This is a genomic window from Pseudomonas sp. PONIH3 (assembly GCF_002934345.1).
Lineage (GTDB): Bacteria > Pseudomonadota > Gammaproteobacteria > Pseudomonadales > Pseudomonadaceae > Aquipseudomonas > Aquipseudomonas soli.
The window spans coordinates 5,882,006-5,898,337 of record NZ_CP026386.1 but is presented as its reverse complement, the minus strand read 5'-3'; the positions used below and the strand labels follow the sequence as shown (position 1 = coordinate 5,898,337).

Below are 16,332 nucleotides of genomic sequence, written 5' to 3'. Positions count from 1 at the left end.
CTGCCATGGTCTCTTCACAGGGCACCTACTGGGCTTTCATGAGGGTTTCGATATTCTGCGTGGTACGTCCCACACCCTTGGCAATCAGCTCGACCTGCAGGTTGGTGCGCATCAGGGCCCAGTGGGCATCCATCAATGCCACCGGATCGCCCACGCCTGAAACCAGGCTGGCATGCGCGCCCTGCCTGGCTTCGGCATGTTGCTGGCCGAACTGTGCGATTTTGTGCAGCACTCCCTCTTCAAGACTGCCGGCACTATTGGATAGCGCCTGCTCGAACTCGGCCACCTGGCGCAAGTCGACGTCCGGTGCCGCCAGGGACTGCAGGTCTGTGACCACACGTGCCACCTCGGCAATGCCACTCATGTGTCGCTCTCCACTGTGAAGGAGTCGTTGAGCAAGTCCATCGCCATGGCGAGCACTTGCAGACGCTGTTGCTCTGCCACTGCCGGCCTCCGCCACTGCTCGGGGGCGCCTGGGGCCTGCTCGATCAGGCATGCCTGAAATGCAGCAGCGTCCCGATCCGCAGGAGCGAGCCGCGGAATCGAAGCTGTTTGCGCACTCGTCAACAGCGACATGGTCAACCCGTTCATGCCACCACCTGCGCACGCATCCCCTCGGCAAACCGGATCAGATCGCAATCCTCGCTTTGCGCCATGCGCTCGAGCCGCCGTTCCAGCGCCGCCATGTAGCCAAGCTGGCGCTCGCACAGTGCCAGCCACGGGCCAAGGGATGGCCAGGGCGCCTGGTCGCCTTCTGCAAGGGCCTCCTCGCAGCGTCCCGCCCCCATCAGGGCGGCGATGCGTATCGCACAGGCGGCTTCCATGGTTTGCGGCTGCCGGGCAAGCCAACGCGCAATCGCCATCGCTTCGTCATGGTGACGGTGTTCGACACCCAGCAAGCCCAGGCGCGCCATCAAATTATTCACCGAGTACTCCATGCTCAGAACTTCTGCAGGATGCTACTGATGGTGTTCTTGAAGGTCTGGCCCAAGGTCGCATCGACCTGGAACACGTTGGACCAGATGTTCGAGCGGTGGCGCATGTCGGCCAACAACGCGGGGTCGTCGCTTTTCTCGTTGAGCTTGCTGAGCGATTCGAGGACAGCCTTGTTGGCCTCTCGCGCCTGCCTGACCATGCCCTCGTGGACCATGTCCATTGTGTTGCTGGTGCCGTCGTGGAATCCGCTGCTGATGCCTGTCATTTCAATGTTCCTTCAGTTTTTCCAGGATATACAAGGCCGCTTCAAGGGCCGTTCGCTCATCGCGCAACGCCTGGAATGCCGTGGGCGGCAAGGGGCGTGACATTTGCTCGGCGCGGGCCTGCCGCGCATGCTCCAGCGCACCGTACATCCGGGCGCGCATGTGTGGGTCGCGTGCTTCCTGCAATAGCTCATCCATCATCGATAGGGCGCTCCTTGAGATTGATCGAGTAATCCTGCCCGCCCTTGCGCAATGTGATCGCCTGGCCATCGATCGCCAGGATGCGGATACCAGAAGGCAGCAGCGCGCCTACCGGATAACGACGGTTGTCATTCAGCGTCACGTAGGGCACGCGCCCCAGTGACACCGCGCGCAGCGGGAAATCGAGTTTCCCGGGCACAGGTGCCCTGCCCTCAGCGACCAGCTTCAACAGCGGATGCTCGCCGAATGCCTCGCGGAACTGGTGCTGCAACTTCAGGAAGTCCTGCTGCTGGCCGCCCTGCAGAGTCCCACGCAGCACCAAGGTGTCACCGCGGTCCTCCAGGCTCAGGGCATCTTCCAGGCGCCATTCGCGCAGGAGTTGCGCCAGGCGCGTCCGGGCCTGTGGAACGGGCAGGCTGTGTGAGACGACGCCGGGATCGCCTGTGTCCCCTTTGCGCTGGGCTTCAGCCTCTGGAATCAGCAGTCGCGAGAGCAGCGCCAGCAACAGCAGCAAACCGCCCCCCGGTACCATGAACCAGCCAGCCCGCAATCGGGGTCGGGGTCGGGGTCGGGGTCGAGAGAGCGTTTCGGGAAGCCGCTCGGCAAAAACCTCGCCCTCTATACAGAATGCCCAGCACAACGGGCCACAACGCTGAATGGCCAGTGCCTGCAACTCGACACCTGCCACCACCGTCGCCCCGTCCTGTGTAGGCGGCTCGATGGTTCCCCACTCCAACAGGCGTACTCCGCCAGGCTCTACCATCAGCACCAGGTGAACGGCGGCGATTCCCGCGTCCACCAGCACCAGATCGGCTTGCGCCGGATCGGCGCCGATGACTACCCGGCCGGGCGCCAGGGACACTTCGGCCCCCGCATTCAGGCCACTGTAGACCCGCAGCTGGTAACTCATTTCAAGAGCGCTCATCACCGGCAGGGACTGCGTCCAAACCATTACCGACACTTGCAAGCCCGGAATCGATCAGCTTCGGCTCGATCAGGAACAGTCGAACCGATCGGCGCGTGCTGCTGGACTGATAGCGAAACAACGCCCCCAGGAACGGAATGTCTCCCAATAGCGGGACCTTGCGCAGGCTTACACTCGTCTCGTCGCGGTGGATACCACCGATCATCAGGCTCTGCCCCAGGTCGACCCGGGCCAGCGTGTCGATGACCGTGCGACTGATCGTGGGTATGCCATCGGGGCCCGTGCTGTTGGACTTCTGGCTACCGTCCTCGATATGCAGGCTCAGGCTGATTTCCGGCCGGTCCGCACTGCGGATCAGGCGTGGAGTCATTTTCAACAGGGTGCCGTAGGTGATCGCCTTGAGCTCGGCGACGCGTTCGCCCAGCACCCGGACATAATAGGTTTCGCTGTGGTCCAGCACCGCCAGGGTGTTTTCCTGGGTCAGCAAGGTCGGCCGCGACACAACCTGGGCGCGGCCTTCTCCCTGCATGAGCATCACCTTGGCCAGCAGCCGGTTCACCCCCCGGCCGTCGACCAGGCTGCCGGCCAGCGTTCCCTGCGCCTGGCCTGCGCTGGTGCGGATGTCGATCAGCTGGTGTTTGCCAGTGCCAATGCCGACCTGCCACTCCACCCCGAGCTCAGCCAGATGCTCGGCGTTGATGTCCAGGATCGTCAGCCCAACCTCGATGCGTGCCGCCGGCCGGTCCAGCGCCGCTACCAGGCGCCGGTACATGGGCATGCGCTCTGGATGGTCACGCACGATGATGGCATTGAGCGACGCTTCGGCCTGGACAACGGCTTGACCGCTGCGTACAGGCGCCCCCTTCGCCACCGCCTGACCTTCGACCACCCGCACATCGGCGTTCGTCAACACTCGAGAGAGGAGCGTGGCCACACCGGGTACCGCAATCTTCTGGTCGCGGTAATCAATTTCACGGTCTTCAGCTACCGCGTGCCTGAGCGCGATCACCTCGACACTCAGGCTGCCACCGAGTGCGTCCTGCAATACCGCCTGTTGCTCCAGCGCCTTCACGGTCTGCTCGACACGGTCGAGGTAACGCGGTGGGCCCGAGGCATACACCAACCGCCCATCCGCCGCAGCGCGCCAGGCGAAGCGCGACGTCCAGCCGCCACCCTCCTGCAGGGCAGTGCGAACTTGTGGCTCGCGCACGTTTTCCAGGTGGACAAGGCGTGTCTGCATTTCGCTGGACTTGTCGACATGGAGCACTGCGCCGTCGTAGTACCAGACCAGGTTGAACAGCACGGCGACCTGTTCGAGAAACGCCTCCGGGTCCGGCTGCTCGAACGTGGCGCTGACCTGGTCCCTGACCTTGTCGCTGACCACGACCGCCCCCTGGTAGTTGGCGGCGAAATTGCCCAGCAGGTCACGCAGGCTCTCGCCCTGGGCAACGTAGTGGAACGGCTCCTGGGGCCAATCCAGTGGCTCAGCCTGGACCGCAACGCTGGCCAGCAACGCAGTCAAACCGGCGGCGAGCGATTTCAAGGCAGCCATATCCGAGCTCCTCCGTGGGTCACAGGTGCTTGATCCGCAGGTTGCCCGCACAGAAGATCGATAAGGTCGACCTGAGCACCCAGCACATGATCGACGATGTCGAGATCGCCCTGCGCCAGGTCTACCTGCGCTTCAAGCAGCGGCTCTCCCGCAGGTGTCAGCGCCAGTCGCTGCGGACAATGCTGAGCCCACACCGTCAGCATGCCCATCATGCGGCGCAAGGCTTGCGGGTCGAGGCTGGCGCCTTGGCCGGCCAGCGAGGACAGTGAACTGCGAATCAGCAGTCGCGTGCCTTGCGGCTCGAGCGACAGGGGATGCCCCTCGATGCACAGTTGGTAGTCACCGCGCTCACTGGCCAACCAGGGCGCCATGCCCAAGCGTCGGGCCATTTGCTGCAAAAGTGTGTTCATACACGCATCATCCGGGCAACGGAGGGAACAGAAGAGTTGTCAGCCACGGCGAGCATCGCTGGGGGTGCGGCCGAACCGCCGGCGGTAGCTCTGGCTGAAATACGACTGGCTGGAAAAGCCGCTTTCCATGGCGATGTCGACAATGCTCATGCGCGTGTTAAGCAGCAAATGGTGCGCATGGACGATCCTGCGCTCGGTGATCCAGGCTCGGGGCGGGCATTTGTAGAAGCTGGCGAACAAACACTTGAAGGCCGTCAGGCCCAGGCCGAAAGCCTCGGCATACTGGTCCAGTCGCCACTCGCGCAGGTAGTGTTGCTCCATGAAGGCATGCAGGCGATCGACATGGCGATTGCCCTGTTGCCGCAAAGCCGCCAGCAACGTCCGCCCCTGCGGACCGAAGACCAACAGCAACAGCAACTCCTCCAGGCGCAGCATCGCCAGCATTGAAGCTGCCCCTTCGCCACCAAGTGCCGCCAGTCTGGCCACGCATTCCTGCGCCATTGCGCAAGGCTGGAGCCGGAGGGTGTTCACGCACGCCTCCTCGTGACGTTCAAGCCGGGCGAGGTCAGTGCCATGCCTTTGCACAAAGGCTTGCACGAAGTTCACGTCCAGCGGCAGCCAAAGCACCTGACAGCCCTGCGCCTGGGTCGCAACCAGATAAGTGCCGCGTTTGACGAACAGCAGCTCACCAGCCCGTAGATGAATGATGTCGTCCTTTTCGCGCAGGGCCAACTCACCCGCCAGGATGGCGTAAAAACCTTCCTGCCCCAAGGACGTGAACCCCGCCCCGACAACATCCAACTGCCGCCCCTGCACACACCAGCCCTCAACTGGAGAAATCCCTCTCACACCAGGCCTTGCTTCCCGTAGACCTTTTGAACACCGAACGAATCGCAACGCCTACAGAACTGGAGCAGCCTCTGTGGACTTGACCGTATCGATGAAGACGAGGCGGTAGACTAAGGCGTGCCCGCTGAAATGAATGCAGGGATAGTTCGCAGGAGCAAGTGGCATTTCGCCACTTTCTGTAGGAAATAGATGGTCTGGCGAAGAATGAATGTGGCAGTCCCCACAACGCCTCTGCTGACAGCCAACAACTAAAAATTGGCGACAGCGACCGGTATCCACCAGGGCGTGCCCACACTACCGTGACGGCCCCCTTCATTATCGAGAACTCGCCATGTCAGGCACGAACTACGATTATGCATTGACCCAGCTGTATGCTGCCCTGAAGCTGGATCCACCCTTGACCTTCGACCCGGTGATCAGCCTGCAGGTGGGTTCTTTTGTGTGCAACGTCAGCGAGCACCCGGCGGATCACTTGCTGATGTTCATCGAACTGCCCGCAATCGACGACGTACGCTGGGGCGAGCAGAACCTGTTCTGTCAGGACACCTGCAGCCTGTGATCGGTGTCGACCCACTCACCGGCATGCAAATACTGTGGAATCGCCAGGCCCTGGCGCAATTGGACCGTGCCATGGTGCATCACCAGCTGGAGCAGCTGGTGCAGGCCGCCCACGATCTGACAGGTGCCGAAACAGCCTGAGCGTCCCTTAGGGTTGCTCCCAGACCTGCGCCTCGCTCCAACCCAGCGCGGCAAAATCCCCGGAGCGCAGTGAGGCCTCTTCTTCGCAGAAGAATTCGTCCAACTGCGGTGGCCTGATCGCCGTGTCGCTGAGCATCGCGTGTACCTGGCCACGATGATGGATCTGATGCTCGAACAGGTGCGACAGCAGGCGCAAACGTTGCTCCAGTTGCACCCGGTCCGGTCGCACGATGCTCACGTAGCGCCGCAACTGGTCGTCGCGCAATTGCCGGCAATAGGCGATCAGCCGCTGGTCGGCCTGGGCCTGCTGGGCCTGCAGGTCGGTGCAGGTGGCGAAGGGCTGCTCGGGCTGGAAGAAGCGCTCGCCATCCGGGTCCGGCGTTTGGCCGCGCTGCTCGCACTCCAGCGCATCCAGGTAGAACCAGTCGACCGTCAACAGGTGGTTGAGGGTGGCCTTGATCGACGGGAAGAAACTGCAGCGGGGGGCGACGAACTCGTCCTGGGTCAGTTGCAGACAAGCCTTGTACAGGCGGTGGTTGGCCCAGCCATTGTTGTAGGCCTGGGTCAGCAGATGATGCGACAGCGGCTCCATGGTCGGCTCCTTCAGGCGAAGCGTTGCAGTTGCATCTCCCGTAGCCGGCTCAGGGTCCGTTGGTACGGGAACGCCAGATACCCTTGAGTGTAGAGCGCTTCCAGCGGCACCTCGGCCTCCAGGTACAACAACACCCGACGGTCGTAGCATTCGTCCACCAGGGCGATGAAGCGCCGCACGCTATCATCCTTCGGCGCCAGCGTCGGCAACTGGCGATCCCCGGCCTCGACGCGGGCGGCCCCGTCCTCGGTGCCGCGGGCAATGCGCCCGGCCTGCTGGACGCCACCCAGGGCCGGAATAGCGCTGATCAGGATCGCCGGAAAGCGGTCGCACAATGCCATGAAGTCCATGGCGGCCAGGGGCTGCTCGCACAAGTCGGCGAAGCGGCACCAGATGGCGTGCGTGCTGCGGCGCAGCACGCCGATACGCCGGGAGCCGAGCTGCAACGGCTGATCACTGCCTGGATCGTTCGGGCTCAGCTGCTGGAACACCGCCTCGAGCGCGCTCGGCCACCCTGGCTTGTCGACCCAATAGCGTTGCTGTTGCACGCCGGGACGCAGTCGGTGGTCCTGCTCCCCCGCCACCGCCAGCACGCGCATGTGCTGCTCGATGGCGGCGATGGCCGGCAGGAACCGCTCGCGGTTGAAGCCATCGCGGTACAGCTGGTCAGGCGGCTGGTTGGAGGTGGCGACGATCACCACACCGTGATCGAACAACACCTGGAACAGACGGCCAAGGATGATCGCATCGCCGATATCGCTGACGAACAGCTCGTCGAAACACAACACCCGTATCTCTTCGGCCAGCGCCCGGGCCAGGGCCGCGAGCGGGTCGGCGGTACCATTGAGCTGGAACAGGCGCTGGTGGACCCAGGCCATGAAGTGGTGGAAATGCTGGCGCCGTGCCGGAAGTTCCAAGCTGCGATGGAACAGGTCCATCAACCAGGTCTTGCCCCGGCCGACCGGGCCCCAGAGATACAGGCCTTGCGTCGGCTGGCCCTGAAGCAGGGAGTCGAAGCAGGCCTGCAAGGCCGCCACAGCGGCTGCCTGGGCGGCATCGGGAACGTAACCGCGCTCGGCCAGCGCCTTGTGATAAAGGGATTCGGGAGTCATGCCGCGCATGGTACGCCATCGCGGGGCAAGCCCGCTCCCACAACATTGCCCCAGGGCAACTGCAATAGCTTGCACCAGGGCTTACGCCGGGACGATCAGCCCTCTGTCAGCCCCACCTTCAACAAGGCGCCATCCTTGGCATCGGTCAGCACGTACAGATAGCCATCCGGCCCTACCCGCACGTCACGAATCCTGGCTTTCAGGTCAGCCAACAGCCGCTCTTCATGCACGACCTTGTCGCCATCGAGTTTCAGCCGGATCAACTCCTGTGTCGCCAGCGCGCCGATGAACAGGTTGTGGTCCCAGGCCTTGAACGTGGGGCTGTCGTAGAACGCCATGCCGCTGATGCCCGGCGACTTTTCCCATACATGATGGGGGTCGACCATGCCGTCGACGTGCTTGCCCTTGGCCTCGGGGATCGGCAGCAACGAGTAGTTGATGCCGTGGGTGGCGATCGGCCAGCCATAGTTCTTGCCCGCCTTGGGGATGTTGATCTCGTCGCCGCCACGCGGGCCGTGCTCGTGGGTCCAGAGCATGCCGGTCCAGGGGTTGAGCGCCGCGCCCTGCTGGTTGCGGTGGCCGAACGACCAGATCTCCGGGCGTACGTTGTCGCGGCCGACGAAGGGGTTGTCCTTGGGTACCTCGCCGTCGGGCAGGATGCGCACGATCTTGCCCTGCAGCTTGTCCAGGTCCTGCGACGTGGCACGCTGGTTGTTCTCGCCCAAGGCGATGAACAGGTAGCCGTCACGGTCGAACACCAGCCGCGAGCCGAAGTGATTGCCTTCGGACAACTTGGGCTGCTGGCGGAAGATCACCGTGAAGTTCTCCAGGCGCGACTGGTCCTGGGTCAGCTGGCCACGACCGACGGCGGTACCCGCCTTGCCATCGCTGCCCTCTTCGGCATAGGACAGATAAACGGTTCGGTCCTTGGCAAACTCAGGCGAGAGCACCACGTCAAGCAGCCCACCCTGCCCTTCGGCCCACACCTTGGGCACGCCGGACAGCGGCGGCCCTACCTTGCCCTCAGCATTGACTATACGCAGATTGCCTGGACGTTCGGTGACCAACATGTCCTTTCCGCCGGGCAGGAAGGCCAGCGCCCAGGGATTGCGCAGACCATCGGCGACAGTGCTGACGGTCAGCGGGCCCGCCTCGCTGGAGTACTGCTGCTCAGCGGCGGCCTGCGCCAACAAGGGGAACAGGCTGGCTGCTGCCAGGGTGGTCAACCAGATGCGTGGCGTCATGCTCGCTTCCTTCGCAAGGGCTCACGGCGCGCGTGGTGAATCGCGTGGTGGCCGGGTGGGTTCCAGGTTCGGGGTCTGCTGCTCGCGGCGCAGGTTTTCACCGTTGCCGATACCGCGGTTGTCGAGGGTGGGGGGGCGCGGATTGGGTTGCGTGGACGGGCCGCGCACGGGCGGCATTGCCGGCACGCTGCCCTGCCGGCTGTTGGGGTTGGCGCGCATGATCGGGCTGTTGTAGGGATTGTTGCTGTCGTTGGCGGCAAGCAGTGGCGGCGCCAAGGACGCAGCCTGCAGTGGCAACGCCAGCACCAGGCCGAGGCCCAGGATTGGCAGTGTGGGATTCATGCTTCACCTCCGCTACGAAAAGGCGCGCTCGAAGGTTGGATAGCCTAAGGCGCGCAGGGTTCGACGCAAAAGAATGAATTTGGGTCCTGATGTTTCAGTATGTGCCCCTTGGGCTACCTTCAGCCCTGGTGTCAACCGACTGTATCTACCTTGTGCCGCGCGGCATACAGGCACAGCATCTCCATCGCCAGGGTCGCGCCGGCCAGCGCGGTGATATCGGCATGGTCATAGGCCGGCGCCACTTCCACCAGGTCCATCCCCACCAGGTTGATCCCGCGCAACCCGCCGAGGATCTCCAGCGCCTGCACCGTGCTCAGGCCGCCGCATACCGGCGTGCCGGTGCCGGGGGCGAAGGCTGGGTCCAGGCAGTCGATATCGAAGGTCAGGTACACCGGCCGGTCGCCCACCCGCTGGCGGATGGCAGTGACGATCGCCTCGGTGCCCTGGCGATGCACCTGGCGGGCGTCGAGAATGGCGAAGCCCTGGCTGTCGTCGTTGGTGGTGCGCAGGCCGATCTGCACCGAGCGCGCCGGGTCCACCAGCCCTTCCCGCGCCGCGTGCCAGAACATCGTGCCATGGTCGATGCGCTGGCCCTCCTCGTCCGGCCAGGTGTCGCTGTGCGCATCGAAGTGCACCAGCGCCAGCGGGCCATGCCGACGGGCATGGGCCTTGAGCAGCGGATAGCTGATGAAATGGTCTCCGCCCAAGGTGAGCATGGCGCAGCCGGCCTCGAGAATGTGCTCGGCATGCGCCTCGATGCTCTGCGGCACCGACTGCGGCGTACCGCTATCGAAGGCACAATCGCCGTAGTCGATCACCGCCAGGTGGTCGAACGGATCGAACGCCCAGGGCCAGTGCCGGGCCCAGGCCTGTTGCACCGAGGCGGCACGGATCGCCCGCGGACCGAAGCGCGCGCCGGGACGATTGCTGGTGGCGGTGTCGAACGGCACGCCGCTTACCACCACGTCGACACCCCGCAGGTCGCGGCTGTAGCGGCGCCGTGAAAAGCTGGTGATGCCGGCATAGGTACTTTCGGCAGCGGTGCCATAGAGGCTGTCACGGGTGATGGCCTGGTCGTTGTTCTGGGCGAGGTCCACGGTGTGTCTCCTGTCGTTGTCGTTCACTGGCGGCTGCGGAAGGCGGTCCACAGGCGGTTGCGCTGGCGCAGGTCGGCCAGCGCCATGCTGCGGTCGGCGAACAGGCGCTGGCGCACCTCGGCCGACGGATAGATGTCCGGATCGTTGCGAATCGCCGCGTCCACCAGCGGGGTGGCGGCCTGGTTGGCGTTGGCGAAGAACAGCGTGTTGGTCAGTGCCGCCACCGAGTCGGGGCGCAGCATGAAAGCGATGAAAGCGCGGGCCGCCTCGGGATGCGGTGCGTCCTTGGGGATCACCAGGTTGTCCTGCCACACCAGCGTGCCCTCGCGGGGGATGCGGTAGATCAGCTCGAAGGGCTTGCCAGCGCGGCGCGCCTGGTCGGCGGCCATGGCGGCATCGCCGTTGTAGGTGAGCGCCAGGCACACGCTGCCGTTGGCCAGGTCGTTGATCTGGCGGCCATTGGCCACGTAGCTGATCGACGGTTGCAGTTGCTGCAACAGCGCCTGCGCCGCGTCCAGGTCAGCCTTGTCCTGGCTGTACGGGTCCTTGCCCAGGTAGTTGAGGGTCACGCCGATCACTTCCTGCGGTGAGTCGGGCATGGCGATGCCGCAGTCCTTCAGGCGGCTGGCGTACTCAGGCTTGAACAGCAGGTCGAGGCTGTCCAGGGGCACATCGCCCAGGCGCTGGCGTACGGCCTCGACGTTCACCCCCAGCCCCAGGGTGCCCCAGGTGTAAGGCACGGCATGGCGATTGCCGGGGTCGGCCTCGGCCAGCTTGGCCAGCAGGTCCGGGTCGAGGTTGGCATAACCGGGCATCGCCTGCGCCTCGAGCGGCTGCAGGGCGCCGGCCTTGAGGGCCCGGGCCAGCACCGTGGCCGACGGCACCACCACGTCGTAGCCGCTGCCACCGGTGAGCAGCTTGGTCTCCAGCACCTCGGTGGTATCGAAGGTGTCGTAGCGGACCTTGTAGCCGGTCTCCTTTTCGAAACGTTCCAGGGTCTGCGGGGCGACATAGTCGGCCCAGCTGTACAGGTTGACGACCTTCTCTTCGGCCTGCAGCGGCAGGGCGATCAGCAATGAAAGCAGGCACAACGTCGAACGCATGGCGGACACCTCGGCATAAGGGTGGATGCCGCCAGCATGCCTGCCGGGTTACATTGCAAAAATGGCAACTTTGCGAAGCTGACATTCACCAGGAGCAATGTGATGCTCGGACAATTGCACGACCCGGACCTGCACCTGCTGCGGCTGTTCGTCACTGTAGTCGAGGCCGGCGGCTTCAGCGCCGCCCAGGGTGTGCTCGGGCTCAGCCAGCCCAGCATCAGCCAACAGATGGCGAAACTGGAGACCCGCCTGGGTTATCGCCTGTGCAGCCGGGGCAAGGGCGGCTTCCGGCTGACCGAGAAAGGCGAGTTGCTGTTGCAGGCGACCCGCGGCCTGCTGCTGCAGATCGAGCAGTTCCGCCAACAGGCCAACGGTGTTGCCGGGCGCTTGCTGGGCAGCGTGCGCATAGGCCTGGCCGAGAACCAGGACCGTGACGTCAGCCTACGCCTGGCCCAAGCCATCGCGCGGTTTCGCCAGCGTGACGAGAGCGTGCGCCTGGAACTGACCAGCGCGCCACCGGCCGAACTCGAACGCTTGCTGCTGGAGCAGCGCCTGGACTGCGCCATCAGCTACTTCTCCGGCAACCAGGCGGCGTTCGACTACCTGCCGCTGTTCGAGGAGCGCCAGAGGCTTTACTGCGGCAAGGGACACGTGTTGTTCAGCCAGGCCCAGGTAACCCGCGAGCAGTTGCTCGAGTCCGATCAGGTAAGCCACCCCTATCGTTTTCTCAAACAGAGCGAGCCGTTCCAGAGCCGCCACAGCATGGCGGTGGCAGAGCAGATCGACAGCGCGCTGACATTCATCCTGTCAGGACGACACATCGGCTTTCTGCCGTGTCACTGCGCCGCGCCCTGGGAAGCCCAGGGCCTGTTGCGGGCGCTGGATACCGCGCTGGATTTCGTGGTGCCGTTCACCCTGGCCAGGCATCGCGGGCAAACACCCGGTGAGGCGCAGCAAGCGTTCATGGAAGACCTGCGCATGACATTCGGCTCGCGTTAGGCCCGCAACGTCGGCATGCCCGGCTTTCATCGCCGCCACGCATTTGCGACACTGCCGACTCGCCCGTGCCACAAGGCCAGATACCCATGTATGCCCGCATCTGCCTGATCCTGCTGCTGACCCTTGGCCTGAACGCCTGCGCCCTGTTCCAGGGGCGCGATCCGCTGAACATCAGCGTGATCGGCATCGATCCTTTGCCAGGCCAGGATCTGGAACTGCGCATGGCGGTGAAGATCCGCGTGCAGAACCCGAACGAAACCCCGGTGGATTTCAACGGCATCGCCCTCAACCTGGAAGTCAACGACCAGCCCCTGGCGGCCGGGGTGAGCGACCAGCGCGGGCATATCGGCCGCTACGACGAAGCAGTGCTGGTGGTGCCGGTGAGCGTCACCGCCTTCGCCTTCCTGCGCCAGGCCTACGGCCTGAGCCAGGTGGACTCGCTGCAGGGCCTGCCCTATGTGTTGCGCGGCAAGCTGGCAGGAGGGCCACTCGGTACCGTGCGTTTTACCGACAAAGGCAAGCTCGACCTGCCAACGGCCGCAGGCCCCGCCTGGTAATCAGCTTTACCGGCAGGTTGGCAGATCACTCGCCTGCGCTGGATGAACCGACGAAACGGACTCCTGGCCGCGGACGCTCGTCCACGCTGAGTTCGAACACATCCGGCCGCGCATAATGGCCAACCACGTCGAAGTCGTAGCGCGCACGCACCAGTTCATCGGTATCGACTTCGGCGCAAAGCAGGCCGCGCTCGCCCACCAGCGGCCCGGCCAGCACCTCGCCGAGTGGGCCGACGATCACGCTGCCGCCGTTGATCAATGGTCGTTCGGCCGGCCAGTTGGCCACCTCCAGGCCCAGTGCGGCGGGCGAGTCCTGCACCTGGCAGGCGCTGATGATAAAGCAGCGCCCCTCGGCGGCGATATGGCGCATGCTCACCTGCCACAGCTCGCGCTCGTCCACCGTCGGCGCGCACCACAACTGCACCCCCTTGGCGTACATCGCGGTGCGCAGCAGCGGCATGTAGTTCTCCCAGCACACCGCCGCACCGATGCGCCCGGCACGGCTTTCGATTACCGGCAGTGTGGAGCCGTCGCCCTTGCCCCAGATCAGCCGCTCGGTGCCGGTGGGCATGAGCTTGCGGTGCCTGGCCACCAGGCCGGAGTGCGGTTCGAAGAACAGCACCGTGCAATACAAGGTATTGCCGCTGCGCTCGATCACGCCGATCACCAGGCTCGCTCCGGTACGCGCCGACAAGCCGGCCAAGGTATCGGTCTCGGGCCCTGGCACATCGATGGCATTGGCGAAATAGCGGGCGAAGGCTTCACGTCCCTCAGGCAGGCGATAGCCGAGCTGGGTGCCGAACCCTTCGCCTTTCGGATAGCCACCGAGCAAGGCCTCGGGCATCACCACCAGGCTGGCACCGGCGTCGCGGATGGCCTGCTCGTAGTCGAGGATCTGCGCCAGGGTGGCGGCCTTGCCACCAGGCAGCGAACCGATCTGCAGGGCGGCGACGATGGACTTGGGCATCGAGGGAACTCCAGTCAGGAAGGTCTGTTGGATTCTCCAGCGCAGGCGTTCGGGGTGTTCGCCTGGCTCAGCGGTTGGCGCTGGCGGCGGCCATCATCTTGTTCACTTCGCTGCGCACCAGCTGGTTGAACTCTGGCGGCGACATGCCGTCGAGTTCGGCACGCACCCACTCCGCCCACTTGCCCTTGCGCCGTGGCTTCTCAGCAATCAGGCGCGCCGCCTCGCCCTTGGCCTTGCCCAGGTTATTCTGCCAGTAGTCGAACAAGCGGGCCTTTTCTGCCTCGATCTGCGCCCGTTCCTGGAAGCTCATGTTGGCCAGATTGAAACTCATCGGGTATTACCTGCCGCTGGAAAATGGGCGCTATCTTACACTGCGACGACGCGCCACCGGTACGCCGCTGCAACTTTCCCGGCAGCGTGGCATCCATTGTTCAACGCCCAACCCTTCACGAGGATGTGTACATGGCCAGGAAAACCGCTGCGCAAGGCAACAACGACCAGATCAAGGATCAGGTGTTCAGCGAACTGCAGGCATTGATCGAGGAATCCGAGAAGCTGCTCAGCGACAGCGCGTCGCTGGTCGGCGAGGAAGCCGAAGGCATGCGCGCGCAGTTGGGGCTTAAGTTGCGCCAGGCGCGCGATGCCACCAGCCGCCTGGGCCAGAAGGCGCAGCCGGTGGTCGAGGCTACCCAGGAGTACATCGGTGGCCACCCTTGGCAGACCGTGGCGGTCTCTGCAGGCTTCGGCCTGGTGGTCGGGCTGCTGCTCGGTCGCCGGCAATAGCTCAGGCGGCCTGAGCCTGGGGAATGCCGCTGTGGAAGCGTAGTTCCTGGTCGGGCGAGGTGATCAGCCCGACCTCCGCTTCGCGCACGTGCTCCACGACCCGGGCAATGTCCGCTTCATCGCCGTACTGGTGGGCCAGTTTCAAATAGCCTTGATAGTGCCGCGCCTCGCTCTTGAGCAGGCCGTGGTAGAAGGTGCCCAGTTCCTCGTCCAGGTGCGGCACCAGGGCGGCGAAACGCTCGCAGCTGCGCGCCTCGATAAAGGCCCCCACCACCAGGGTATCCACCAGTTTCACCGGCTCATGCGCCCGCACCAGCCGCCGCAGGCCCGAGGCATAGCGCCCGGCCGACACCGGCCGTAGCGGCACGCCGCGACGCTTCATCAGGCGCAGCACCTGCTCGTGGTGCACCAGCTCCTCGCGGGCCAGGCGCGACATCATGTTGATCAGGTCGAGGTGGGTGTTGTACTTGGCGATCAGGCTCAGCGCCGTGCTGGCGGCCTTGAACTCGCAATTCTTGTGATCGATCAGCAGGGTTTCCTGGTCGGCCAGTGCCGCCTCGATCCAGGCGTCAGGGGTGCGGCAACCCAGGAAGGCATCGATTTCAGGAATCAGGGACATGGTACTCACAATCGCAGCGGACATCGGCGGGACCGGCGATTATACCGGCGGCGCTGACGAGCGCCAGTGACTATGCTTGACTCAAGTCAACCGGTGGGAGCCGCCGCGCCGTCTATAGTCAGGCATTGGTCGCCATCCGCGAAAGGAGTTCACGTCCATGCAAGCCGTGCGCAGCATCCTCGTCGTCCTCGACCCCGAGCACGTCCATAGCCGGGCCCTGACCCGGGCCAAACTGATTGCCGGGGTGACCGGTGCGCGCCTGCACCTGCTGATGTGCGACAAGAAGCAGGACCACAGCGCGCTGTTGAGCCTGCTGAGCAGCCAGTTGCATGACGATGGCTACGACAATGTCACCCATGAACAGAAGTGGAAGGACAGCCTGCACCAGTCGATCATCCATGTGCAGCAAGCGGAAGGCTGTGAACTGGTGATCAAGGAGCACCGCCCGGACAATCCCTTGCGCAAGGCACTGCTGACCCCCAGTGACTGGAAGCTGCTGCGCGAGTGCCCCTGCGCGGTGCTGATGGTCAAGAGCGAATGCCCCTGGACCGGCGGCGTGATCCTGGCGGCGGTGGATGTGGGCAACCAGGACGAGGCCCATCGCCTGTTGCATGCCAGCATCATCGACCACGGCTACGACATCGCCAGCCTGGCCAAAGGCCAACTGCACGTGATCAGCGCCCATCCCTCGCCGATGCTGTCGGCTTCCGACCCGGTCTACCAGCTCACGGAGACCATCGAGAAACGCTATCGCGAGGCGTGCACGGCGTTCCAGGCGGAATTCGATATCACCGATGACAGGCTGCATATCGCCGAAGGGCCGGCCGACGTACTGATTCCCTATACCGAGAAAAAACTCGACGCGGTGGTGACCATCGTCGGTACCGTGGCCCGCACCGGTATCTCCGGGGCGTTGATCGGCAACACGGCGGAAGTGGTCCTGGATGCGCTGGAAGGTGATGTGCTGGTGCTCAAGAGCGAAGAGGCCACGGCACATCTGGCTGAGCTGGCGCGTGGCTGAACTGGCACGTGGCTGAACCAGCGCCCCAAACAGGTGCAATGGCTCTAGAATAGGCGCCTCT

Annotated in this window: 24 protein-coding genes; 6 read left to right on the top strand and 18 right to left on the bottom strand. The window is 64.3% G+C overall.

Annotated elements, in window-relative coordinates:
• Positions 1-25 precede the first annotated feature (25 nt).
• Genes sctI through C3F42_RS27300 form a run of 9 tightly spaced genes read right to left on the bottom strand, consistent with a single transcriptional unit; the run spans position 26 to position 5,103 of the window.
• Positions 26-364, bottom strand: a complete 339-nt coding sequence (sctI, locus tag C3F42_RS27335; RefSeq protein WP_158659600.1) for a type III secretion system inner rod subunit SctI — start codon at positions 362-364, stop codon at positions 26-28.
• Entirely contained in the window at positions 361-591 is a 231-nt protein-coding gene (locus C3F42_RS29510) for a hypothetical protein (protein WP_023630366.1), read from the bottom strand. Before C3F42_RS29510 ends, sctI begins: the two co-directional genes overlap by 4 nt.
• Positions 588-938 (bottom strand): YscG family type III secretion system chaperone, encoded by a 351-nt coding sequence (locus C3F42_RS27330; RefSeq protein WP_023630365.1) that lies wholly within the window; start codon positions 936-938, stop codon positions 588-590. Before C3F42_RS27330 ends, C3F42_RS29510 begins: the two co-directional genes overlap by 4 nt.
• 2 nt (positions 939-940) lie before the next feature.
• Positions 941-1,201: an EscF/YscF/HrpA family type III secretion system needle major subunit gene (locus C3F42_RS27325; RefSeq protein ID WP_023630364.1), complete on the bottom strand. Its 261-nt coding sequence runs from the start codon at positions 1,199-1,201 to the stop codon at positions 941-943.
• A gap of 1 nt (position 1,202) precedes the next feature.
• On the bottom strand, positions 1,203-1,400 hold the full coding sequence (locus C3F42_RS27320; RefSeq protein ID WP_023630363.1) for an EscE/YscE/SsaE family type III secretion system needle protein co-chaperone: 198 nt from the start codon (positions 1,398-1,400) through the stop codon (positions 1,203-1,205).
• On the bottom strand, positions 1,390-2,310 hold the full coding sequence (locus C3F42_RS27315; RefSeq protein WP_158659599.1) for an FHA domain-containing protein: 921 nt from the start codon (positions 2,308-2,310) through the stop codon (positions 1,390-1,392). Before C3F42_RS27315 ends, C3F42_RS27320 begins: the two co-directional genes overlap by 11 nt.
• Position 2,311: 1 nt before the next feature.
• Positions 2,312-3,877 carry a type III secretion system outer membrane ring subunit SctC gene (gene sctC, locus C3F42_RS27310; RefSeq protein WP_104445122.1) on the bottom strand — a complete coding sequence of 522 codons (1,566 nt, stop codon included), beginning with the start codon at positions 3,875-3,877 and terminating at the stop codon, positions 2,312-2,314.
• A complete protein-coding gene (locus C3F42_RS27305) occupies positions 3,865-4,287 on the bottom strand; it encodes a CesT family type III secretion system chaperone (RefSeq protein ID WP_023630360.1) in 423 nt (140 codons plus the stop codon). The genes sctC and C3F42_RS27305 overlap by 13 nt, the downstream gene beginning before the upstream one ends.
• Before the next feature lie 39 nt (positions 4,288-4,326).
• Complete coding sequence (locus C3F42_RS27300; protein WP_158659598.1) at positions 4,327-5,103, bottom strand: helix-turn-helix transcriptional regulator; 777 nt, start codon at positions 5,101-5,103, stop codon at positions 4,327-4,329.
• A 364-nt stretch (positions 5,104-5,467) separates the two neighbouring features.
• Between C3F42_RS27300 and C3F42_RS30015 the strand changes: the two genes are divergently transcribed.
• Positions 5,468-5,695, top strand: a complete 228-nt coding sequence (locus C3F42_RS30015; protein WP_256586238.1) for a hypothetical protein — start codon at positions 5,468-5,470, stop codon at positions 5,693-5,695.
• A gap of 23 nt (positions 5,696-5,718) precedes the next feature.
• Positions 5,719-5,835, top strand: a complete 117-nt coding sequence (locus C3F42_RS30010; RefSeq protein ID WP_256586237.1) for a hypothetical protein — start codon at positions 5,719-5,721, stop codon at positions 5,833-5,835.
• Positions 5,836-5,842: 7 nt separating this feature from the next.
• On the opposite strand, the gene C3F42_RS27290 is transcribed toward C3F42_RS30010, so the two are convergent.
• The 6 genes from C3F42_RS27290 to C3F42_RS27265 all read right to left on the bottom strand — a co-directional run bounded on the left by C3F42_RS27290 (position 5,843) and on the right by C3F42_RS27265 (position 11,325).
• On the bottom strand, positions 5,843-6,427 hold the full coding sequence (locus tag C3F42_RS27290; protein ID WP_094011315.1) for a DinB family protein: 585 nt from the start codon (positions 6,425-6,427) through the stop codon (positions 5,843-5,845).
• 11 nt (positions 6,428-6,438) lie between these two features.
• Complete coding sequence (gene zapE, locus C3F42_RS27285) at positions 6,439-7,539, bottom strand: cell division protein ZapE (protein ID WP_094011445.1); 1,101 nt, start codon at positions 7,537-7,539, stop codon at positions 6,439-6,441.
• Between the two features lie 95 nt (positions 7,540-7,634).
• Positions 7,635-8,783: a PQQ-dependent sugar dehydrogenase gene (locus C3F42_RS27280; protein ID WP_094011314.1), complete on the bottom strand. Its 1,149-nt coding sequence runs from the start codon at positions 8,781-8,783 to the stop codon at positions 7,635-7,637.
• Between the two features lie 21 nt (positions 8,784-8,804).
• Positions 8,805-9,125: a hypothetical protein gene (locus tag C3F42_RS27275; protein ID WP_094011313.1), complete on the bottom strand. Its 321-nt coding sequence runs from the start codon at positions 9,123-9,125 to the stop codon at positions 8,805-8,807.
• A gap of 131 nt (positions 9,126-9,256) precedes the next feature.
• A complete protein-coding gene (gene speB / locus C3F42_RS27270) occupies positions 9,257-10,222 on the bottom strand; it encodes an agmatinase (RefSeq protein WP_094011312.1) in 966 nt (321 codons plus the stop codon).
• Between the two features lie 23 nt (positions 10,223-10,245).
• Positions 10,246-11,325, bottom strand: coding sequence for an extracellular solute-binding protein (locus C3F42_RS27265; protein ID WP_094011311.1), 1,080 nt, complete (start codon positions 11,323-11,325; stop codon positions 10,246-10,248).
• Positions 11,326-11,427: 102 nt separating this feature from the next.
• On the opposite strand from C3F42_RS27265, the gene C3F42_RS27260 reads away from it, so the two are divergent.
• A complete protein-coding gene (locus tag C3F42_RS27260) occupies positions 11,428-12,324 on the top strand; it encodes a LysR family transcriptional regulator (RefSeq protein WP_094011310.1) in 897 nt (298 codons plus the stop codon).
• 86 nt (positions 12,325-12,410) lie between these two features.
• On the top strand, positions 12,411-12,881 hold the full coding sequence (locus C3F42_RS27255) for an LEA type 2 family protein (protein ID WP_023630895.1): 471 nt from the start codon (positions 12,411-12,413) through the stop codon (positions 12,879-12,881).
• A gap of 25 nt (positions 12,882-12,906) precedes the next feature.
• Here the strand turns inward: C3F42_RS27255 and C3F42_RS27250 are convergent, their stop codons facing one another.
• A complete protein-coding gene (locus C3F42_RS27250) occupies positions 12,907-13,848 on the bottom strand; it encodes a carbon-nitrogen hydrolase family protein (protein ID WP_094011309.1) in 942 nt (313 codons plus the stop codon).
• Positions 13,849-13,915: 67 nt separating this feature from the next.
• Entirely contained in the window at positions 13,916-14,179 is a 264-nt protein-coding gene (locus C3F42_RS27245; RefSeq protein ID WP_023630897.1) for a hypothetical protein, read from the bottom strand.
• Positions 14,180-14,310: 131 nt separating this feature from the next.
• On the opposite strand from C3F42_RS27245, the gene C3F42_RS27240 reads away from it, so the two are divergent.
• Positions 14,311-14,631, top strand: coding sequence for a YqjD family protein (locus tag C3F42_RS27240; protein WP_094011308.1), 321 nt, complete (start codon positions 14,311-14,313; stop codon positions 14,629-14,631).
• A gap of 1 nt (position 14,632) precedes the next feature.
• Here the strand turns inward: C3F42_RS27240 and C3F42_RS27235 are convergent, their stop codons facing one another.
• Entirely contained in the window at positions 14,633-15,250 is a 618-nt protein-coding gene (locus tag C3F42_RS27235) for a tRNA-(ms[2]io[6]A)-hydroxylase (RefSeq protein ID WP_094011307.1), read from the bottom strand.
• A gap of 157 nt (positions 15,251-15,407) precedes the next feature.
• On the opposite strand from C3F42_RS27235, the gene C3F42_RS27230 reads away from it, so the two are divergent.
• The gene (locus C3F42_RS27230) at positions 15,408-16,271 is read left to right on the top strand and encodes a universal stress protein (RefSeq protein WP_104445121.1); all 864 of its coding nucleotides are present in this window, start codon (positions 15,408-15,410) and stop codon (positions 16,269-16,271) included.
• Positions 16,272-16,332 lie beyond the last annotated feature (61 nt).